Below are 18,629 nucleotides of genomic sequence, written 5' to 3'. Positions count from 1 at the left end.
TCTGTTCATGGTCTTCTATCTGAGAAGCGCCCATGACGTTCGCCTGAAGCTAGTGGTAGTGATTGCTGCGATTGGGCTGGTGGTGGCGTCCTGCGTGATCGACCCGCAGCCCCATCGCCCAAACTATGACGACGAATGCGGGTCGGGGAGCTTGGACTATGATTGTTAGCTTCGTAATTTCGCTTCTTGCCGGACCTGACCTTATGCCGGTGACCGCAGAGCGCGGAGCCTACGAATGCGTGGTGAAGGGCGTTCTAATCCATGAAGGCCTCATGGTCGTGCGCTGCGACGGGGCCGCACCTGACGGGGTCAGGTTGTTCGCGGTTGAGCGCGAGCAAAAGCGCTACGAGAACCTGCGAGAAGCGGCAGAGTGGGCATTGGAAAAGGGGAGGCCGCTAGGGCTCCTGTACGCCATCAGCCCTGATAAGAACATGCGTGGTTGTGATGTCGAGAACTGCCGTGTCCTGCTCGGCGCGGAGCGCCGATAATGACGGCGGACGCTCTCGCCGCCCTTGATCGCTGGATAGCCGAACAGGCTCAACGCATCCCCCCGGTCATTCTCTCTCGAGAGCAGGCGAAGGAGCTTCTTGCGGTTGAGTACCTGAAGACGATGGGTCTTCTCAAGCCCTGATCATGGCATAATACCCCGTCGCTTCGCGCGACGCGGACCCCGCCGGGACAAGCCGCCGATCTCCAAGAGAGCCCGGCGAGCATGACGGTTTCAGCGCAAATCACCTTCGTTGAGTACGCTGGCGCTGGCCTGACCGGCCCTTACACCATCCCGTTCAGCTTCACGTCAGACGCGGATGTGGTGGTCAAAAAGACGGTTTCCGGCACGACCACGACCCTGACCGGCAACACCATCACCGGAGCGGGCGAGGCGACAGGCGGTTCGCTGACCACGGCCGCTGTGGTGGCCGTTGGTGAAACCCTCCTGATCTACCGCGCAACGCCCTGGACGCAGCCCGCGGACTACACCGCCAGCGACAGCTTCCCCGCCGAGACGCATGAGGGCGCGCTGGACCGGCTGACCCGGATTGCCCAGGATCAGGCGCGAGACATCGGTCGCACCATCCGGGTTCCGATGGGTGACGCGGGCCTTGAGCTTGACCCCGGCTCCGATGGCGTTCTGACCCTCGAGGACGGCGCGCTGGTCCTGACCCCGCTGGAGGACATCGCGGGGGAGAAGGGCGACAAGGGCGACCCGGGGGCCGGGGGCACTGCTGTCGGGGCGTTCCTCGACATTTCCGCCCTGAGCATCCCCGCCGGCACGAACCGCATTCTGGCGACCGGCTACACCGAAGAACACGACTGCCCGTCGTTCTGGCTGATCGACGTGACAGGCGATGCTGTGACCCTTGCCAGTGACACGACCTCCAACGACGGCGACCGCGACTGGCGCATTGCTGGCGATCAAATCCTGCGCCCCGAGTTCTGCGGGGCTGTCGGCGATGCGGTGCTTGAGCCCAACACCTACGAGGCCTTCGACGGACGCATCTTCACGACCAACGACGTGACGGGCACCCCGACCGACGACACAGCGGCCTTCGTCAAGTTCTACGACCTCCTGAACTACTGGCACAGCTTCGACGCCGCGTTGAGCCGCAACTACTGGCTCGATCACGTCACCCGCGTGAGCATCGGCTACACCACCAAGAACGTTACCCTGCACGATGGCCGCACCTGCTCGGGCAAGTTCATCAACACCGTTGAGACGGTCCCTCTGGCTGTCTGCTGGGATGGGTTCACCTTCGACTGCACGGGCGCGAAGATCATCCTGAACGGGGATTTCAACCTTCAGGCGGCTGACTACCTCGCGGGTACGATCTACCGCCTGAAGGATACCCTGCTCCCCTTCAATCTGTGGAAGTGCCGCAATGGTCGGTTCATCAACGTCAGCGTTGACGGCGGCTGGCGCTTCCAGACGACCGACACCGCCGCCGCCGGGGAGTGCCTGTCCTACGCGGTCAACATTTCGGCGGGTGCAAACCTGACGTTTGAGAACCTGATCGCCTTCGACATGGCGCAGGACGGCGTCGCCATTGGTCACCGAAACCTCAACGTCAACCCGATCACCGGGGCCGTGCTGGTCAATACCGAAGGCTATCCCGAGCCTGATCAATCGACGGCCAGCGTCTATGACCCTGACGGGCGATCGCAGAACATCACCTTCATCAACCCCGTCATCGGCCCCTGCCGGCGTCAGGGCATGAGCCCCATCGGGGTCGGTGGGCGCGACCTGGCGCAACGTTACCCGGGCCTCACCGTGATCGGCGGCCTGACCTTCGACATCGGCCGATACATGGGCGCCGCCCCCAAGTGGCTGGTCGGCGATGTTACGGACGGCTCGATCAAGTGGCAGTATCGCGGCTTCCCGCCGCGCCTCGCCTTCGACTTTGAACCGCAGCGGGCGGGCCCCTATCAAGCCGATGGCGTGAAGATCATCGGCCACCGGATGGAAGGCTGCGTCGGCGGCTTCGTCGGCTCTCCGGGGGACTGGGGTCTGAACCGCGTGGAGCAGTCCGTCGCGGCGGCTGATGTGAATGCGGCCACAAACGTCTTCACCAAGACCGCCCTGACCCTGCCCGGCTGCTATCTGGGCCAGATCCCCTGCAAGGTCCGCATCTGGTCTGACGGCACGCTTCCTGGTGGCCTGGCGGCCTATACCGATTACTTCCTCGCCAAGCTTTCGGCGACGACCTTCTACGTCTGCCGCACCTACGAAGACGCGGTTGCTGTTCCCCCCGTACCGATCGATATCAGCTCGGCCGGATCGGGCACGCATTGGTTTGTCTACTTCGACAGCCACCCAAACGTGGGCACTATCGACCTGATCGACTGCACCGGCGTGCATCCTGCGGATGGTTCCCTTGCGCCTTTCCAGGTGACGAGCGAGCGCTTCACGATATCGGGCGGGGTCTATGAGAACCGCGCCGGCACGGGCTATTTTGGCCCCTCGCAATCGAACCGAGAGTACACGGTCTGGCAAGGCGTCGAGTTCCGATCTGTCCGCTACCTCGTGGATATTGACAGCTATCAGCCCAAGTCCGGCGCCACCTTCGAAAGCGCAGGGGAGGATGTCACCTACGCCGACCATGGGATAGGGAAATACGAATACACCCCCGTCCGCTTCAAGAGCACCGGGACGCTTCCGGTGGAGGTCGTGCGCAACCGCACCTACTACGCCGCTCGCGTCTCGGATAATGTCTTCCAGATCGCCGCCAGCATCCCCGACGCGGAGGCTGGAACCTTCGTCACCTTCTCCTCTGCGGGAACGGGCACCCATAGCTGGTGGAAGTTCAACAAGTCCAAGTTCTCGATCACTGGCAACCGCTTCATCCACGCGCCGCGCGACATGTCGTTCCACGCCATTGACGACGTGGACACGACCAACAACCGCATCCGCATCCCCTCGTTCAAGGTCACCCAGGACAGCATGAGCTTGGCTGAGCCTTTCCGCCTGCGCTACGCGAATGAGAACGTTACCGGCGCTGTACCCGGTGGCCTGACGGCTGAGAGCACGACCTACTACGCGATCACCGATCCGAACGAACCGGAGTGGGTGCAGTTTGCGTCGTCCAGTGCAAATGCAAACACCCGCACGGCGATTGACCTGACTTCGGTGGGCGATGACCTGCGCCTTGTCTGGGCTCCGACCAACAGCATCAAGGCCGGCGACATCGCCGATGTTGATTGCGATTTCGAAGGCAACAAAATCCTCATCGGCCGCGAGGCGATGCAGGGGTTTGGGGATACGCAAACCGTCTGGTCGATCATCGGAGCGTCCAGCGTCGGGGGCAACAGCTTCGAGACGGATCTTCGGGATACCGAGGGCTTCATGCGGGCCTATTACGCCGACAACCGCACCATCGTTCGGCCCGACCACTTCTGGCCGCCGGAGGTCTTTGCCGCGACCAACGTCTCGAGTTCGGTCAATTTCGCCAGCCCGCAAATCTTCACCTTCACCGGCACGCTGAACCCGACCTCCATCGCTGCCGGCGTCGTGGAGAATTTCACGGTGAGCGTTCCCGGCCTTCTGACGACGGATCGCTGCATTGTCGAAATGCAGATCAGCGGGAGTTTTCCGTCTGTGGTGGTGCAGCGCGCCTTCTGCGCGACGAACGGCACCCTGACCATCGCCCTCGCCAACGTGGACAGCAGCGGCGCGGCGGCGGACCTGGCTTCAACCGCCTTCACCCTGCTCGGAGTTCGCATCGGATGAGCGGCCTTTATCTGACCTATGAGACCGAGGCTGAAGCGCAGACGCGATCTGCCTTGGCCTCGACCGACATGACCCGGCGCACGGGTGACACGCATGAAACCTACCTCTGGCCGATTGAGGAGGTGCCCGACAACGGCACGCTGTTCGACTGGCGGGTTGAGGTGCTGCACACCTTCCTGCTGAGCGATGTCGAAGCGCGGCTTTTCGCGTCCTTGCCCAGCGAGACCGGCGGTTCCGTGCCATCGGCCCCCGGCTTCGGAGGCATCGGCAGCGGCGTGGTCGGCTACCCGTCCAAAGCGGAGGCCGGCTGATGATCGCCCTCACCTTTGCCCTGGTCCTCTACAGCACACCGTATCCGCCCCCGAAGGGCGACTGCTACTATGTGGGCACGAAGCTCGTCTGCCTCGAGCGGCCCCGGCCAAGGCCGCCGTTCCGTCCGAGGGCGTGGCGATGACGCCGCCCAAGATCATCACCGACCTCTTCACGGGCTTGGACGGGCGCACCTGGGCGATTGGCCGGGTCTACAGCCTGCCTATGCTGGCGGCTGGGCTGAGCCTGCCGTTCGTCGCGATGTTCCGGGGACAGTCGGTAGACCTGATGGCGGCTGGTGGCCTCTACGGCGGATTGGGCGCCGGCATCTGGGCGCTCATTCGCGGGACCAACGCCACCGAGCCCGAACCCCCGCCTGAAAAGGGAGACCCCGCATGACCTGGCGTTACGATCAATCGAGCGGCGAGCTGACCCACGATGGTCATTTCGTCTCCAAGGGCTACAGCGGCAAGGGCAGGGGGAAGAACAACCCGGCCCTTCAGGGTGAGCGCGGCGTTGGCCCGCTCCCCGCCGGCAAGTGGAAGATCGTCGGCAAGTACGACAGCAAGAGCGTCGGGCCCTATGCCCTGACCCTCTACGCTGACGATGGGCGACTGGACGACACGCACGCGGGCACCGGACGCGGGGCCTTCCGTATCCACGGCGACAGCATCGCTCGCCCGGGTGACGCCTCCAACGGCTGCATCATCCTGCCCCGGTTCGTCCGCGAGAAGATCTGGCTGAGCGGCGACCGCGACCTCGAGGTGGTCGCGTGATGCTCGCCTTCGCCCGCGACTGGCTCCGCAAGAACTGGCTTGGGCTGGCCACCATTCTTGGCTGCTTCCTGCTGGTCTTTGCCGCTGTGAACGGTGTCGCTCGCTGGCAGGCCGAAAAGCGGGCCGTGGAGGCCGCGAAGGTCAAGGCCGCCGTCACCATCACCGATGCGGGCGAACGGGCCTCAGCGGCGTCCACAGAGGCCGTGGCGGGCCTTGGCGAGCGAGACGCCGTCCGAACCTCAGAAACTCAGGAGAACCGCGATGCGATCCTCAAGGCTCCGAATGCTCGTGATGACGCTGGCGCTGCCGGCGATGCTGGTCTTGCCGGCATGTGCAAGCGTGCCGTCTACCGTGACAGTGCCCGTTGCGCTGGACTGCGCGGGCCGCATCCCGCCGCAGCTCCGCGCTGATGTTCAAGCCGCGCCCCTTCCGGCTGACAACTCCATCGGGGAGTGGGTTGCTTTCGGGGATGCGCAAACCGGTCGGCTGGAGGCTGCGAATGACCGCAAGTCCACCGCCCTCTGGATCATCGATCGATGTGAGGCCGAAGAGAGGGCCGCTGTTGAGAAGCTGAAGCCCCGGCCCTGGTGGAAGGTCTGGGGTTGAACGAAGGCCGTTCGCCGGCCGTTTGAGTATGGAGACCGGCGATGGCCGTAGAGGAAAGACAGTCCGTGGCAGGCGCGTACGCCAAGATCAATGAGCATGAGGCCCTTTGCGCCGAACGCTATGAGGGCATACACGCTGCGATTGGGGATTTGCGGGGAACAATCAGGGGCGCGGCTCGAGTTGGGCTGGGCATTCTACTGGCCCTGACGGCCTGGCTGGCGAAGGAACTGTACGATGAGAAGTTCCGCCCGCCGGCTGCTGTTGCGTCGGTGTCGGTCAGCGCGGCGCCCGTGAAGGCGCCCTAGACGCGGAAACCCCGGATAGCGGTGCTGATGCGTCCGATGTTGGTCCCGAACATATGGGCCATGTCGTTGAGGCCGAGCGCGGGGTTTGCTTCGAAGGTCTTCCGCACCTGGGCTTGCTCCTCCTCAGTCAAACGCGGGTAGCGCGGGGCGGCACGACGTAGGGGCGCTCGCCGCTTGGTGGCCTCGGCCAGGCGCGCCAGCTCTTCGCAGTTAAGCTCTTTCGCAAGCTGATGCAGCCGGTCGCGGATCTCGGGAATGCGCATATCTATCCTTGGGCTAGTCCGACCCTCCGACCGTCGTTATCTCATATTTAACGCTTCCGCCCAAGGCCCGCGGCGGGTTTGTCCACATCGGTTCGCAGTTTGTTCGAGCGCCGGTTTGTGCTACTGTGTGGATGTTCCCTTCTGGGACTTGGCCCCTGCCGCTGCGAGTTCCAACGCTTGCGTCGGCGCGCTTGAACGGCGGCGGGGGCGGCATTCAACCAGTGGCAGCTGGTCGGAGCGGCGCCCCGCCATAATGGGCCGCTCCACTTACCCCGGCATTCCCCAGTCTACCTTGATCTGCGTCCCCCTGGTTCCGCACTTAGGACAGGTCGTTACGTTCCTAACGTTCGCCAGCTTTACGAAGGGTCCGTATCGATCAAAGGCTTCGGATGGATCCAGTATTTCCTCATACCGACAGCAGTTGCCGCAGTTGAGAAACAGGCTGTAGCCTAGCCGTTTGAGGTCGCTGATCGTCTCCATGGTCCGAACTAATGGACGGTAATGGAAGCTAATGGAAGGAAGGGGCTAGGCGAGGGGTGCTGTGGGCGCGTGTTCTCGGGCCTGCTCCAGCTTGTTCCACGCACGGCGCTGTCGAACCATCTCCTTGTGGATGGCCTTGTAGCGCTTCTTCACCTCAGGGTCGGGCGCGGCGAGGGCACAATCCAGCATCCGGGCTTCGGCGTTGGCCATGGCAACGCGCGCCTTCTCAAAGCTGCTCAAAAAGGCGTCGGCCTTGGCCGTTTCGGGCACGTTGCAGATGATGCACATGGGTTATCTCCAAGACTGAATATCCCACATTTCCCCAAGAAAAACAACCGTCTCCCCGCTTCACAGAGCGTCGGTTTGTGCTATTGTGGGGGTGTTGCGGCAAAGGCCAAAGTAATCGCCGAGCGCCTGATCAACGCGCCTTCCCCGCCCGGTTCGCCGGTTTAGGTCTGGGGGCCGCAACATTGATGTGCCTCTCCCTTGGCTGGGTCTGGCCCGACCGACACATGAGGAAAGCGCGCCTCAGGCGGTCTACGGTTGGTGGTCGTTCGATGCGGCCATGCAGGCAGACTTCACGGCGAGCGTTTGGGCTGGGGTTTCTCGGCTGGCGCTCGCCGCTTCCCCGATCCCCGCCAAGCCTCTTCCTTCTCAAAGACGAGGAACAGGAGACAGGGTGACCTCCCCATCTTCACCGACCACTCCCTGAGCTACAGGCTGAAGGCGGAACTCTCGGAGGATGGCGTCGGCCAGTTCAGCGGCGTGCGCTTCGATCTCGAACGAACCCGTCTCATGGTCGGCAATCACGGCGATGTGGCTGCTCAGAACCGCAATCAACCGCTCCCTCATCCTCTCCCTTAGCGTTTCAGTCATTATGGCCTCCCGGGCTTGAATTATCGGTCTGCTAGCGGACGCCCTCAAGAGGCGCCGTCACTGGGGAGGCGCTCGTTCGAAGTAGCGGTCGTTGCTGGCTGACAGGCTCTGGCGCTGAGCGCCGGGACGAACATGGAATTGCAGGACAAAGGGATGCTGCGCGGGACCGCTGCCAACGTGAAGCGTGGCGAGCCTTCCTTTGAGCGCGAACCCCTTGAACGGCTGGCGCCAACCATCGGCTTCCTCGGCCTTCAGGCGCACCAGATCGCCAGTCTTCCACCCTTGGGGCAGCGGCTCTTTCGCCGTCGCCGCATCGGCGTTGGGTGCGAGGTCCCGGGCTGCACTATGACCTTCCATTTCTCAGGTTCCCTTCGGGGTTAGGCGGGAGAGGCGAAGCTCGAACTCCGGAAGGATCGGCCGGTGGCCCGATCGGCTAGGGTCCATTTTCATGCGTCTGACATGCTGGACAGAGCACCAGAGCTTGTCGGCCAGTTCCGCGTCTGACAGGCCGGCGGCTTTCTGGATACGGCGGAGGTCGTCAGGGGTCATTCGTAAGGGTACTTTCCCGTCAGCGCCTTGAACTCTTCCTCAAGGGCGCCGGCCTGCTGGTTGAGCCAGGCTTCGCGGGTGAGACTGTCGCACTCTTCGAGGTCGCGGTTGATCTCGCGCAGCTCGTAACGGATTTCTTGAGGTCGGGTCATATCGCTATCTCCAAGAGCGAGCCCCTATGGCTCTGCGATGGGGTGTAGACTACACCTCTGGTCAGCCGACGCAAGCGCAAGTCGGCGCAAGTGGCGCAAATCGAGCAACTGTCAACAGGCCGAAAGTTCAATGAATAGAATAACTACCGTTGGCCTAGACGCTGACGATACACTCTGGCACAACGAAACCCTGTTCCGCCTGACCCACGCGCGGTTCGTGGCCCTGCTCGAGCCGCACGCCGACGAGGCGACGCTGCAGACCCGGCTGGCCGAGGCCGAGCAGCGGAACCTGCGGCTCTATGGCTACGGGGTGAAGGGCTTCACCCTGTCGATGATCGAGACGGCCATCGAGATCACCGACGGCGACGTGCCGACCCGAGTCATCCGCGAGATCCTCGCTGCCGGGCGCGAGATGCTGACCGAGCCGGTCGAGCCGCTGCCGGGCGTCGAGACCGCCCTGGCCCAGCTGTCGGAGAAATACCGGCTGGTGCTGATCACCAAGGGCGACCTGTTGCACCAGGAACAGAAGCTGGCGGCGTCGGGTCTCGGCGACCTGTTCGCCGCCGTCGAGATCGTCAGCGAGAAGGATCGCGGCACCTATGAGCGGGTGTTCGCACGCCACGGCACCGGCGCGGAACAGGCGGTGATGGCCGGCAATTCGGTGAAGTCCGACATCATTCCGGCGCTGGAGGCGGGCGCCTGGGCGGCGCTGATTCCCTATCCGCTGGTCTGGGCCCATGAGGCGGCGACGGCGCCGAAGGCGCATCCGCGCTATCGCGAACTGGCCAGCCTGGCCGAGCTGCCGGCCTGGCTGGCGGAGATCGGCTAGGGCTGTAAGCTGACCGCCATTCCCTGGAGGTCGCCGTGAAACGCCTGGTCCCCTTTGCCGCCCTGCTGCTGCTGTCCTGTTCGGGGATTTCGTCGGACCTGCCGCCCCCGCCGGCGACCAGCACGGCCTATGACATCGTGGTGCGCGGGGGGACCATCTACGACGGCTCCGGCGGCAAGCCCTACAAGGGCGATGTCGCCATCCTGCGCGGCTACATCGTCAATGTCGGCAAGTTCGCCGGGCGCGGGGCCAAGGAAATCGACGCCACGGGCAAGGCCGTAGCGCCCGGCTTTATCAACATGCTCAGCTGGGCCAACGAGAGCCTGATCGCCGATGGCCGGGGCCTGTCGGACCTCAAGCAGGGGGTGACGCTGGAGGTCATGGGCGAGGGCTCGTCGATGGGGCCCTGGAACGCGGAGATGATCGCGCAGGAGACGGCGCGGCAGGGCGACGTGAAGTACCCGATCACCTGGACGACGCTCGGCGGCTATCTGGAGGCGATGGAAAAAAAGGGGGTCGGGCCCAACGTCGCCTCGATGATCGGGGCCGAGACGGCGCGGACCTATGTGCTGGGCGAGGGCGACGTTGATCCCACGCCCCAGCAGTTGATCGCCATGCGGGGCCTGGTTGTCCAGGCCATGGAGGAAGGGGCGCTCGGCGTCGGGTCCTCCCTCATCTACGCCCCGGGCAGCTATGCCGAGACCGACGAGCTGGTCGCCCTGGCAAGCGAGGCCGGCCGCTGCGGCGGCATCTACGTCAGCCACATGCGCTACGAGAGCGACCGGCTGCTCGACGGCATCGACGAGCTGATCGAGATCTCGCGCCGTTCGGGAGCGCCGGGCGAGATCTGGCACCTGAAGGCGGCCGGCAAGACCAACTGGAACAAGCTGGATCCGGCCATCGCCCGGATCGAGGCGGCGCGGGCGTCGGGCCTGCGGATCAGCGCCAACATGTACACCTACACCGCCGGCTCGACCGGCTTCGACGCCGCCATGCCACCCTGGGTCCAGGCCGGCGGGCGCGAGGCCTGGGTCGCCCGGCTGAAGGACCCCGCCACCCGGGCGAAGGTGATCGCCGAGATCCGCGATCCCAACGGCTCCTACGAGAACCTCTATCGGCACGCCGGGGCGGAGGGAACGATCATGGTCGGGTTCCGCACCGAGGCGCTGAAGCCCCTCACGGGGCGGACCCTGGCGGACTACGCGAAGGAGAAGGGTGTCTCGCCCGAGGACGCCATGATCGACCTGGTCATCGCCGACGGCAGCCGGGTGCAGGTGGTCTACTTCCTGATGAGCGAGGAGAACGTCAAACGCCAGACGGCCCTGCCGTGGATGAGCTTCGGCTCCGACGCCGCCGCCCTGGCGCCGGAGGGAGTGTTCCTGAAGTCGTCGACCCATCCCCGCGCCTACGGCAACTTCACGCGGGTGCTGGGCAAGTACGTCCGCGACGAGAAGGCCCTGACCCTGCCCGACGCCATCCGCCGGCTAAGCGCCATGCCGGCCCACAACCTGGGCCTCAAGGACCGGGGGAGGCTGGCGAAGACCTTCCGCGCCGACGTGGTGGTGTTCGACCCGGCCACGGTCGGCGACCGCGCCACCTATGACAACCCGCGCCAGTACGCGACGGGGGTCAGCGAGGTGATCGTCAACGGCGTGCTGTCGCTGGAGAAGGGCGAGCCGACCGGCCGGCTGGGCGGCCAGTTCGTGCGCGGCCGGGCCTGGACCGGCTGGACGGAGGGCGGGTGCCGCAAGTCGGCGAAGGACTGGCGCTGGTAGCCTTCAGGGTCCCCGGTCCGCGTCGGCGCTAGAAACTCATTGCCCAGGCCCAGACGACCCAGGCGCTGAACAGCAGGGTGCCGACGGCCAGGACCTGGGTCCCGATGCGCCGTTTGGCGTCCTGGATGAGCCGGGCGTCGCGGACCAGGGCGGCGCAGCAGAGCACGTAGGCCAGCATGGTCGTCGCCACGGTCGCGCCGATCAGGATGTTGAGCTGCTTGGCCAGGGTCGGGGAGGCGGTCAGCAGGGCGATCACCGACATGATCACACCGGTGACGATCAGGCCGCGTCTGGGAATGGCGGCCGGGTCGGTCTCGGTCAACAGCTTGGGGAAATAGCCCACCGCCGCGCCGGCTCTCGCCGTTTCGGCGGTGACCAGGATCCAGCCGGCCAGGGTGCCGCTGGTCTTCACCACGGCGAACACCGCCACCAGAACCCCTGCCAAAGGTCCGGCCAGCCGGGAGACGACATCGGCAAAGGGGGCCGTGGATTTGGCTAGCTCGGCGGGCGGAATGACGCCCTGCACGGCCACGCAGGCGGCGACATAGACGAGGGTGGCGATGGCGATGCCGCCCATGGCGGCGATGGGGATGTCACGGGCCGGGTTCTGCACCTTGGCGGCGATGGCGTTTGCACACTCCATGCCGAGGAAGGCCCAGAAGATCAGCAGGACCATGCCGGGGATCTTCTGCGCCACCGGCTCGCCGCCCGGGTTCCAGCTGGCCGCGAACAGGGCGGGATTGAAGGCGAAGAGCCCAAGCCCGATGGCCGCCAGGATCGGCAGCAGGCCGAGCACCAGCGCCACCCCGCCGAGCCGTGTCACCGTCCGGGGGCCGGCGAGATTCAGGAGGGTGAAGATCCAGATCACGGTGACCAACGCCAGAAGCGTCGGCAGCGGACCGCCGAGGCCGGGAATCAGGGAGGTCAGATAGCCCACCGCCGTCAGCCCGATGGCGACGTTGCTGAGCGGATTGCCCACCCAATAGGAGATCCAGGCGATGAAGCCGAGGAAGGGATTGAGGGCGGTGCGGGCATAGGCGTGAATGCCGTCGGCCTCCGGTCGTAACCGCCCCAGGATGGCGAACACCGCCGCAAGACCGACGCCGCCGATCGCCGAGACCAGCCAGCCGATCAGGCTGGAGGTTCCAAACGGGGCGATGGAGGCGGGCAGGATGTAGATCCCCGCCCCGATCATGTTGCCGGCCACCAGGAAGATCGCGAGCAGGGGGCCGATGCGGCGGGGTTCAGCTGAGCTCATGGAGGAAGTTCCGCACGCCGGGTAACGGCGGTCAATGTCACCAGACTGGGGAGGGGCGGGATGGGTTGGGCGCCGGTGGCGGCGAGACCGTCCTGAAAGGATGATCATAGCAGTTTGGTGGGGAAAAATCTCCTGTTATTTCAAGACGCTATGAACCAATCGGTGGGCGACTTCCGTCCTATCGGGAAGCCACTTTTCACCCCTCCGGATGCCGCCAGAGACCACCCTGTAACCACCTTGAAGAGGCGAGCGCCGGGCACCGTCGTGGACGGCCGGGATTTGGCTTCCAGGATTATGTCTAGACATATTCATCGTGGATTCGGCCACCCAAACTCTCCCACTCCGCATCGCGGGGAGACAGCTTGAAGCCTGAATCTCGCCCGTGGTGTCACAGCGGCTCCGGGCGCTTCGTCTTCATCGAAACGGAGCGACTTATGACCCGCTGGATCGCCGCAATTCTTGCCCTGGGCATGGCCGCCAATGGCCTCTTCATGCTGGCCGCGCCTCAGGCCTGGTACGACGCCGTGCCCGGCGTGCCGCTGACCGGGCTGTTCAATCCGCACTTCGTCCGCGACATCGGCATGGCTTATTTGACTGTGGCCGGTGGGCTGGCCTGGTTTGCCTGGCGGCCGGTTCAGGGCTGGCCGGCGCTGGTGTTCGCGGCTGCCTTCCTCACGCTGCACGCCGCGATCCATGTTGTCGACAGCGCCTGCGGGCCGGGCCCGCTGCAGACCGTCCTGCGCGACTTTCCGGGGGTCTACCTGCCGCCGCTGATCGCCGGGACCATCGCCTTCCTCAACCGTCCGAAAGGAGCCTGATCCATGCTCAAGGCCTTGCTCGCCCGTTCCATTTCTCGCTTCGAGAAGCAGTGGGGCTATGACGCCAGCTACATGCGCGACCTGCTGGACGCCGGGGCCTGGCGGTTCATGCGGTTCGGCTTCGTGGCCAGCCTGGGCCACGGCGACGCCGCGCCGCGCGACGCCCTGGCCGCCGCCGGCATCCTGGCCACTCTGCGCGAGGACTGCGGGCCCTGCACCCAGATCGGCGTCGACATCGCCGAGAAGAGCGGTGTCAAACCCGCCGTGCTGCGGGCCATCCTGGCCGGCGACTGCGCGGGCATGAGCGAGCCAGCGGCGCTGGGGTACCGCTTCGCCCGGGCCGTGCTCGACCACGACGGCCCCGCCGCCGACGAGGCGCGGGAGACGATCGCGGCGCTGTGGGGCACGAGCGCTGTTGTCGACCTGTCGCTGGCCATCACCGTGGGCCGCATCTATCCGACCGTGAAGTTCGGCCTGGGACATGCGAAAACCTGTTCGCGGGTCACCGTCTCCGGGACGCCCGCGCCTTTCCACCGGCCGGAGCCTTTGGCCGCATGAGTGATGTCGCCGTCTTCGAAGCCCAGCGTCCGCGCCTCAAGCGGCTGGCCTACCGCATGCTGGGCTCGGTCAGCGAGGCGGAGGATGTGGTCCAGGACGCCTGGCTGCGCTGGGACCGGGCGGGCGAGGCGGCGGTCGACCCTGCCGCCTGGCTGGCCCAGACCACGACACGGCTGTGCCTGGACCGGCTGAAGTCGGCGCGGGCGCGGCGGGAGACCTATGTCGGCCCGTGGTTGCCGGAGCCGCTGATCGAGGAGGAGCCGGTCGATCCGCTGGAGCGGGCCGAGGATGTCTCGGTCGCCTTCCTGCTGGCCCTGGAGCGGCTCTCGCCCCTCGAGCGGGCGGTGTTCCTGCTGCATGACGTCTTCGACCAGGACTACGCCCAGGTGGCCAAGGCGCTGGGCCGCGACGAGGCCGCCTGCCGCCAGCTGGCGTCGCGGGCGCGGGGACATCTGAAGGACGCCCGGCCGCGCTATGCGGTGCCGAAGGATGAGGCGTTGCAGCTGGCGGCGGCCTTCATGACCGCCTCGGCCAGCCATGATTTCGAGGCGCTCGAACGGCTGCTGGCCAAGGATGCGGTGCTGATCAGCGACGGCGGCGGCAAGCGCAAGGCGGCGCTGCGGCCCCTGGTCGGGCGGGAGGATGTCATCGCCCTGCTGCGCGGTCTGGCCTGGCGCGGGCCGTGGATGACCGACCTGAAGGATATGCGGCCGGCGCGGATCAACGGCCTGCCGGGGGTGGTGCTGATGGGCGCCGACGGCGTGACCACCATGGCCTTCGAACCGAATGACGAGGGGCGGATCGCCGCCATCTATGTCATGCGCAATCCGGAGAAGCTGGGCCATCTCGAAGGCTGAGATGGGCGCAGACCAGGGCGGCCAGAGCCAGGGCCGGGCTGAGGATCAGAACCCCTGACAGCCCGGTGAGGTTGACCACGGCGACCGCCGCCAGGGGCCCAAGCGCCGCTGCCAGGAACTGCGCCACCGGGCTGACCGCGCCGGCCCGGCGGCTGGGATCGGCGCCGTGCAGCACTCCGAACAGGCTGGCCCCCAGCAGCAGGGCGGCGAAGGCCAGCAGGCCGAAGGCGGCGACGAACAGGGCTGCCGGCGGACGGAGGGCCAGCGCCCCGCAGCCGAGGATCAGGAAGAGGACGACAAGGCCGAACAGGGTGGTGAGCTTCATTCGCCCGGCCAGGGACACGGCCGCCATGGCGCCGAGCATCTGGGCGCCGAGCGTGGTCAGGACGACGAGGCCGCTGATCGCCTCCAGGCCCTGGGCGGCGGCCAGTTCACGCATCTTGAACCACAGCGCCGAATTGGCCGCAAAGTAGAGGAAGAGGGCGGCGAGGCCGAACAGGCCCCGCCGGTCCGGCATGCGGCGGCCGGCCTGGGCGAGGTCGTCCATGGTTGGGCTGAGAAGGGGCGCGACCAGAAGGCAGAGGCCTGACAGGCCGGCGGTGAAGGCCAGTCCGCCGGCTGGTCCGAGCGCCGAGGCGAAGGCGGCGGCGAACACCTGGCCCGCCGACTGGATGAGAAAGAAGGCGGCCGCCCAGGGCTCTGGCCGGGGCTGGCGGGCGATCATGCCGACGGTGATCCAGATCAGCACCCCGCCGCTGAGCCCCCCGAAGGCGCGCAGGAGCAGGAACTGGCTGTCCCGGGCGATGAGGGCGGTCAGGGCGGCGGCGACGCAGGCCGCCGCGGCGCCGGCGGCCCACAGATTCAGGCGCCGGGGCTTGAGGAAGAGGGCGCAGACGGCGACACCCAGCGCCATGGCCAGGAGGTCGGCAATGGCGGCGGGATGGACGAGGTCCCTGGACAGCCGGCCGGCGTCGGCTAGTTCGCTGAGCAACAGCGGCTGCAGGCCGGTGACGATCATCGCCAGCGAGCCCAACGCCAGGCTGGCGAGGGCCTTGTGGCGCTCGCCAGCCTGGCTTGCGAGAACGTCCGGGGCGGTCATGGCCGCCAGACTAGCAATCAATCCTTCCCAAGCCGCCAACGCGGGATTTTTTGCGCCGCCATCCATTGTTCGTTCACCGTGGAGGATCTAGCCTCCGTGCGTCCGGGGAGACCGGACGCTCACATCAGCGCTGAGGGAGCCTCATGCCGCGCCACGATTTCATCGCCTACATCGGGCGGTTCGAACCCTTCCATCTTGGTCACTATGCGGTCCTGCGCCGGGCGCTGGAGCTTGGCAGGCGGGCCATTGTGCTGATCGGCTCGGCCGACGCGCCACGCAGCGCGCGCAATCCCTGGACCTATCAGGAGCGGGCCGTGATGATCCGCGCCGCCATGGGAGAAGACGCCGCCCGGCTGACCATCCGGCCGCTGATCGACCACCTGTACAACGAGACCGCCTGGGTCGGTGAGGTGCAGGCCCAGGTCGCCGCCGCGATCGCCGAGACGGGGCATGAGGGCGCCGCTTCGGTCGGGCTGATCGGGCATGAGAAGGACGCCTCGAGCTACTACCTGCACGCCTTTCCGCAGTGGGATCTGGTCGATGTCGACCAGGTGGCCATGCTGTCGGCGACCGAGCTTCGCCAACATGTGTTCGCCGACGACGCCGGGGGCCAACGGCTTCTGGAGGCCAATGTGCCGCCGGCGGTGTTCGAGACCCTGCAGGCCTTCCGCCGGACCAGCGCCTTCGGCCAGATCGCCGACGAGTGGCGCCATGTCATCGACTACAAGAAGATCTGGGCGGCGGCGCCCTATCCGCCGACCTTCGTCACCGCCGATGCGGTGGTGGTGCATTCGGGCCATGTGCTGCTGATCAAGCGCCGCTCGCAGCCGGGCAAGGGGCTGTGGGCGCTGCCGGGCGGTTTTGTGAACCAGGACGAGACCCTGCTGGCCGCCGCCATCCGCGAGCTGCGTGAGGAGACGCGGCTGAAACTGCCCGAGCCGGTGCTGCGCGGCGGCCTCAAGGGCCAGGCGGTGTTCGACTATCCCGACCGTTCGATGCGCGGCCGCACCATTACCCACGCCTTCCATTTCGACTTCCCCACCGGGCCGTTGCCCGCCGTGCGCGGTTCGGACGACGCGGCCCGGGCCAGGTGGCTGCCCGTCGCCGAGGTCATGGGGATGCGCGGCCACCTCTTCGAGGACCACTACTTCATCCTCGAACGCTTCCTCGGCGCCAGCTGAGGTTCACTAGCCGAAGGGACAGACCCTGAAGGCTTACACCCGACGCGAAGGAGCTTCCCGTCATGATCAATCCGATCCTCAACACCGACAGCTACAAGACCAGCCACTTCCTGCAGTACCCGCCGGGGACCGAGCGCGTGTTCAGCTATGTCGAGAGCCGCGGCGGCGACTATCCGAGCACCGTCTTCTTCGGCCTGCAGGCGATCCTGAAGGCTGAATTCCAGACGCCGATTACGCCCGCCGATATCGACGAGGCCGAGGAACTGCTTGGCGCCCACGGCATGCCGTTCAACCGGGCCGGCTGGGAGCGGATCGTGCAGGTCCACGGCGGCTACCTGCCGCTGGAGGTGCGGGCCGTGGCCGAGGGCTCGGTCGTGCCGGTGCATCAGCCGCTGATGACCGTGGTCAACACCGATCCCGAGCTTCCGTGGGTGACGAGCTATGCCGAGACCGCCCTGCTGCGGGTCTGGTACCCGATCACGGTGGCCACCATCAGCTACCACGTGCGCCAGATCATCAAGGCGGCGCTGGAGCGGACGGCCGACGATCTCAGCGAGTTGCCGTTCAAGCTGCACGACTTCGGGGCGCGTGGCGTGTCGAGCGAGCAGTCGGCGGCGCTGGGGGGTCTGGCCCATCTGGTCAGCTTCCAGGGCAGCGACACCCTGTCGGCCATCGTCGGGGCCCGGCGCTGGTACCACGAGCCGATGGCCGGCTTCTCGATCCCGGCCGCCGAGCACAGCACCATCACCAGCTGGGGCCGCGAGCATGAGGCCGACGCCTACGCCAACATGGTGGCGTCGTTCGGCAAGCCCGGTGGAATATACGCCGTCGTATCGGACAGCTACGATCTCTACGCTGCGATCGAAAAGCTGTGGGGCGAGGCCCTCAAACAGCAGGTCATCGACAGCGGCGCCACCCTGGTGGTGCGGCCCGACAGCGGCGATCCGGTGACGGTGGTGGCGAAGACGCTGCAGCTGTTGGCTCAGCGGTTCGGGACGACGGTGAATTCGAAGGGGTTCAAGGTGCTGAACACCGTGCGGGTGATCCAGGGTGACGGCGTCAATCCGGTCAGCATCGCGGCGATCCTGGAGCGGATCACGGGGGATGGCTTCAGCGCCAGCAACATCGCCTTCGGCATGGGTGGCGCCCTGCTGCAGCAGCTCAACCGCGACACCCAGAAGTTCGCCTACAAGACCTCGGCGGCGCAGGTCGGCGGGGTCTGGCGGGATGTGTTCAAGGATCCGGTGACCGACACCGGCAAGCGCTCGAAGAAGGGGCTGCTGGGGTTGGCGCGGGATGACGCCGGGTGGAAGACGGTGGCCGTCGATGGCGAGCGGTTCGCGCCGCTGGAGGGCGGCGAGAACCTGCTGGTTCCGGTGTTCCGGGATGGCGAGCTGTTGCGCGACGTCAGCCTGGCGGAGATCAGGGAGACGTTGGCGAGCGCGGAGTAACATCCCTCCCCGAATGGGGAGGGCAGGCTAAGCCTTCTTCACGAACTCGGTGCGCAGCACCAGGTCGCGGACCTTCTCGGCGCGGCATTCGATCTCGGCCGGGTCATCCGTCAGGCGGATGCCCTTGATCAGCGTGCCGCGCTTGAGCGTCACCCCGCCCGAGCCCTTCACCTTCAGGTCCTTGACCAGGATGACGTTGTCCCCGTCGGCGAGGAGGGTGCCGTTGCTGTCTTTGACGTCCATGATCCGCCTGTAGAGCGGCCGG

22 protein-coding genes are annotated in these 18,629 nt (G+C 66.2%); 14 read left to right on the top strand and 8 right to left on the bottom strand.

The features are described 5' to 3' along the window. Positions 1-158: 158 nt before the first annotated feature. From AC2YG9_RS01050 to AC2YG9_RS01020, 7 genes are all read left to right on the top strand, one after another. The gene (locus AC2YG9_RS01050; RefSeq protein WP_487296068.1) at positions 159-488 is read left to right on the top strand and encodes a hypothetical protein; all 330 of its coding nucleotides are present in this window, start codon (positions 159-161) and stop codon (positions 486-488) included. Positions 489-712: 224 nt separating this feature from the next. Continuing rightward, the gene (locus AC2YG9_RS01045) at positions 713-4,222 is read left to right on the top strand and encodes a hypothetical protein (protein ID WP_487296067.1); all 3,510 of its coding nucleotides are present in this window, start codon (positions 713-715) and stop codon (positions 4,220-4,222) included. Beyond that, a complete protein-coding gene (locus AC2YG9_RS01040) occupies positions 4,219-4,533 on the top strand; it encodes a hypothetical protein (RefSeq protein ID WP_487296066.1) in 315 nt (104 codons plus the stop codon). The genes AC2YG9_RS01045 and AC2YG9_RS01040 overlap by 4 nt, the downstream gene beginning before the upstream one ends. 139 nt (positions 4,534-4,672) lie before the next feature. After that, on the top strand, positions 4,673-4,930 hold the full coding sequence (locus tag AC2YG9_RS01035; RefSeq protein WP_487296065.1) for a hypothetical protein: 258 nt from the start codon (positions 4,673-4,675) through the stop codon (positions 4,928-4,930). Further along, on the top strand, positions 4,927-5,307 hold the full coding sequence (locus AC2YG9_RS01030; protein WP_487296064.1) for a tlde1 domain-containing protein: 381 nt from the start codon (positions 4,927-4,929) through the stop codon (positions 5,305-5,307). The genes AC2YG9_RS01035 and AC2YG9_RS01030 overlap by 4 nt, the downstream gene beginning before the upstream one ends. Then, positions 5,307-5,717 carry a hypothetical protein gene (locus AC2YG9_RS01025; RefSeq protein WP_487296063.1) on the top strand — a complete coding sequence of 137 codons (411 nt, stop codon included), beginning with the start codon at positions 5,307-5,309 and terminating at the stop codon, positions 5,715-5,717. Before AC2YG9_RS01030 ends, AC2YG9_RS01025 begins: the two co-directional genes overlap by 1 nt. A 237-nt stretch (positions 5,718-5,954) precedes the next feature. Further along, positions 5,955-6,218, top strand: coding sequence for a hypothetical protein (locus tag AC2YG9_RS01020; protein ID WP_487296062.1), 264 nt, complete (start codon positions 5,955-5,957; stop codon positions 6,216-6,218). Here the strand turns inward: AC2YG9_RS01020 and AC2YG9_RS01015 are convergent. From AC2YG9_RS01015 to AC2YG9_RS00995, 5 genes are all read right to left on the bottom strand, one after another. Beyond that, positions 6,215-6,481 (bottom strand): hypothetical protein, encoded by a 267-nt coding sequence (locus AC2YG9_RS01015; protein WP_487296061.1) that lies wholly within the window; start codon positions 6,479-6,481, stop codon positions 6,215-6,217. The genes AC2YG9_RS01020 and AC2YG9_RS01015 overlap by 4 nt on opposite strands. Before the next feature lie 525 nt (positions 6,482-7,006). Beyond that, entirely contained in the window at positions 7,007-7,249 is a 243-nt protein-coding gene (locus tag AC2YG9_RS01010) for a hypothetical protein (protein ID WP_487296060.1), read from the bottom strand. A 366-nt stretch (positions 7,250-7,615) separates the two neighbouring features. Further along, on the bottom strand, positions 7,616-7,837 hold the full coding sequence (locus AC2YG9_RS01005) for a hypothetical protein (protein ID WP_487296059.1): 222 nt from the start codon (positions 7,835-7,837) through the stop codon (positions 7,616-7,618). Between the two features lie 57 nt (positions 7,838-7,894). After that, positions 7,895-8,194: a hypothetical protein gene (locus AC2YG9_RS01000; RefSeq protein ID WP_487296058.1), complete on the bottom strand. Its 300-nt coding sequence runs from the start codon at positions 8,192-8,194 to the stop codon at positions 7,895-7,897. Positions 8,195-8,382: 188 nt separating this feature from the next. Next, a complete protein-coding gene (locus AC2YG9_RS00995) occupies positions 8,383-8,538 on the bottom strand; it encodes a hypothetical protein (RefSeq protein ID WP_487296057.1) in 156 nt (51 codons plus the stop codon). 130 nt (positions 8,539-8,668) lie between these two features. Between AC2YG9_RS00995 and AC2YG9_RS00990 the strand changes: the two genes are divergently transcribed. Together AC2YG9_RS00990 and AC2YG9_RS00985 are read left to right on the top strand one after the other, a co-directional pair. Beyond that, positions 8,669-9,367 (top strand): HAD family hydrolase, encoded by a 699-nt coding sequence (locus tag AC2YG9_RS00990; protein ID WP_487296056.1) that lies wholly within the window; start codon positions 8,669-8,671, stop codon positions 9,365-9,367. A gap of 35 nt (positions 9,368-9,402) precedes the next feature. Then, positions 9,403-11,142: an N-acyl-D-amino-acid deacylase family protein gene (locus AC2YG9_RS00985; protein ID WP_487296055.1), complete on the top strand. Its 1,740-nt coding sequence runs from the start codon at positions 9,403-9,405 to the stop codon at positions 11,140-11,142. Positions 11,143-11,170: 28 nt separating this feature from the next. On the opposite strand, the gene AC2YG9_RS00980 is transcribed toward AC2YG9_RS00985, so the two are convergent. After that, positions 11,171-12,400, bottom strand: a complete 1,230-nt coding sequence (locus AC2YG9_RS00980) for an amino acid permease (RefSeq protein ID WP_487296054.1) — start codon at positions 12,398-12,400, stop codon at positions 11,171-11,173. Between the two features lie 434 nt (positions 12,401-12,834). Between AC2YG9_RS00980 and AC2YG9_RS00975 the strand changes: the two genes are divergently transcribed. From AC2YG9_RS00975 to AC2YG9_RS00965, 3 genes are read left to right on the top strand one after another with little or no spacing between them, the layout of a single operon-like run. Further along, a complete protein-coding gene (locus AC2YG9_RS00975) occupies positions 12,835-13,218 on the top strand; it encodes a hypothetical protein (protein WP_487296053.1) in 384 nt (127 codons plus the stop codon). 3 nt (positions 13,219-13,221) lie between these two features. Next, on the top strand, positions 13,222-13,776 hold the full coding sequence (locus tag AC2YG9_RS00970; RefSeq protein ID WP_487296052.1) for a carboxymuconolactone decarboxylase family protein: 555 nt from the start codon (positions 13,222-13,224) through the stop codon (positions 13,774-13,776). Then, complete coding sequence (locus tag AC2YG9_RS00965; protein ID WP_487296051.1) at positions 13,773-14,633, top strand: sigma-70 family RNA polymerase sigma factor; 861 nt, start codon at positions 13,773-13,775, stop codon at positions 14,631-14,633. Before AC2YG9_RS00970 ends, AC2YG9_RS00965 begins: the two co-directional genes overlap by 4 nt. Here AC2YG9_RS00965 and AC2YG9_RS00960 read toward each other — a convergent pair. After that, complete coding sequence (locus tag AC2YG9_RS00960; RefSeq protein WP_487296050.1) at positions 14,593-15,732, bottom strand: hypothetical protein; 1,140 nt, start codon at positions 15,730-15,732, stop codon at positions 14,593-14,595. The genes AC2YG9_RS00965 and AC2YG9_RS00960 overlap by 41 nt on opposite strands. Before the next feature lie 143 nt (positions 15,733-15,875). Here AC2YG9_RS00960 and AC2YG9_RS00955 point away from each other — a divergent pair, with 143 nt between their 5' ends. Next, positions 15,876-16,913 carry a bifunctional nicotinamide-nucleotide adenylyltransferase/Nudix hydroxylase gene (locus AC2YG9_RS00955; RefSeq protein ID WP_487296049.1) on the top strand — a complete coding sequence of 346 codons (1,038 nt, stop codon included), beginning with the start codon at positions 15,876-15,878 and terminating at the stop codon, positions 16,911-16,913. Positions 16,914-16,975: 62 nt separating this feature from the next. Beyond that, positions 16,976-18,364 carry a nicotinate phosphoribosyltransferase gene (locus AC2YG9_RS00950; protein ID WP_487296048.1) on the top strand — a complete coding sequence of 463 codons (1,389 nt, stop codon included), beginning with the start codon at positions 16,976-16,978 and terminating at the stop codon, positions 18,362-18,364. A 27-nt stretch (positions 18,365-18,391) separates the two neighbouring features. Here AC2YG9_RS00950 and AC2YG9_RS00945 read toward each other — a convergent pair whose 3' ends face one another. Beyond that, positions 18,392-18,607: an alkylphosphonate utilization protein gene (locus tag AC2YG9_RS00945; RefSeq protein WP_487296047.1), complete on the bottom strand. Its 216-nt coding sequence runs from the start codon at positions 18,605-18,607 to the stop codon at positions 18,392-18,394. Positions 18,608-18,629 lie beyond the last annotated feature (22 nt).

This window comes from Caulobacter sp. SRI_014 (assembly GCF_057586315.1).
This window is presented reverse-complemented; position numbering and strand designations above follow the sequence as displayed.

Coding starts and splice junctions, on each gene's coding strand:
- AC2YG9_RS01035 (WP_487296065.1), top strand. CDS start 4,673: ATGACGCCGCCCAAGATCATCACCGACCTCTTCACGGGCTTGGACGGG.
- AC2YG9_RS01025 (WP_487296063.1), top strand. CDS start 5,307: ATGCTCGCCTTCGCCCGCGACTGGCTCCGCAAGAACTGGCTTGGGCTG.
- AC2YG9_RS01010 (WP_487296060.1), bottom strand. CDS start 7,249: ATGTGCATCATCTGCAACGTGCCCGAAACGGCCAAGGCCGACGCCTTT.
- AC2YG9_RS00950 (WP_487296048.1), top strand. CDS start 16,976: ATGATCAATCCGATCCTCAACACCGACAGCTACAAGACCAGCCACTTC.
- AC2YG9_RS00990 (WP_487296056.1), top strand. CDS start 8,669: ATGAATAGAATAACTACCGTTGGCCTAGACGCTGACGATACACTCTGG.
- AC2YG9_RS01030 (WP_487296064.1), top strand. CDS start 4,927: ATGACCTGGCGTTACGATCAATCGAGCGGCGAGCTGACCCACGATGGT.
- AC2YG9_RS01045 (WP_487296067.1), top strand. CDS start 713: ATGACGGTTTCAGCGCAAATCACCTTCGTTGAGTACGCTGGCGCTGGC.
- AC2YG9_RS00995 (WP_487296057.1), bottom strand. CDS start 8,538: ATGACCCGACCTCAAGAAATCCGTTACGAGCTGCGCGAGATCAACCGC.
- AC2YG9_RS00965 (WP_487296051.1), top strand. CDS start 13,773: ATGAGTGATGTCGCCGTCTTCGAAGCCCAGCGTCCGCGCCTCAAGCGG.
- AC2YG9_RS01040 (WP_487296066.1), top strand. CDS start 4,219: ATGAGCGGCCTTTATCTGACCTATGAGACCGAGGCTGAAGCGCAGACG.
- AC2YG9_RS01050 (WP_487296068.1), top strand. CDS start 159: ATGATTGTTAGCTTCGTAATTTCGCTTCTTGCCGGACCTGACCTTATG.
- AC2YG9_RS01020 (WP_487296062.1), top strand. CDS start 5,955: ATGGCCGTAGAGGAAAGACAGTCCGTGGCAGGCGCGTACGCCAAGATC.
- AC2YG9_RS00970 (WP_487296052.1), top strand. CDS start 13,222: ATGCTCAAGGCCTTGCTCGCCCGTTCCATTTCTCGCTTCGAGAAGCAG.
- AC2YG9_RS00960 (WP_487296050.1), bottom strand. CDS start 15,732: ATGACCGCCCCGGACGTTCTCGCAAGCCAGGCTGGCGAGCGCCACAAG.
- AC2YG9_RS00980 (WP_487296054.1), bottom strand. CDS start 12,400: ATGAGCTCAGCTGAACCCCGCCGCATCGGCCCCCTGCTCGCGATCTTC.
- AC2YG9_RS00955 (WP_487296049.1), top strand. CDS start 15,876: ATGCCGCGCCACGATTTCATCGCCTACATCGGGCGGTTCGAACCCTTC.
- AC2YG9_RS01005 (WP_487296059.1), bottom strand. CDS start 7,837: ATGACTGAAACGCTAAGGGAGAGGATGAGGGAGCGGTTGATTGCGGTT.
- AC2YG9_RS01000 (WP_487296058.1), bottom strand. CDS start 8,194: ATGGAAGGTCATAGTGCAGCCCGGGACCTCGCACCCAACGCCGATGCG.
- AC2YG9_RS00945 (WP_487296047.1), bottom strand. CDS start 18,607: ATGGACGTCAAAGACAGCAACGGCACCCTCCTCGCCGACGGGGACAAC.
- AC2YG9_RS01015 (WP_487296061.1), bottom strand. CDS start 6,481: ATGCGCATTCCCGAGATCCGCGACCGGCTGCATCAGCTTGCGAAAGAG.
- AC2YG9_RS00975 (WP_487296053.1), top strand. CDS start 12,835: ATGACCCGCTGGATCGCCGCAATTCTTGCCCTGGGCATGGCCGCCAAT.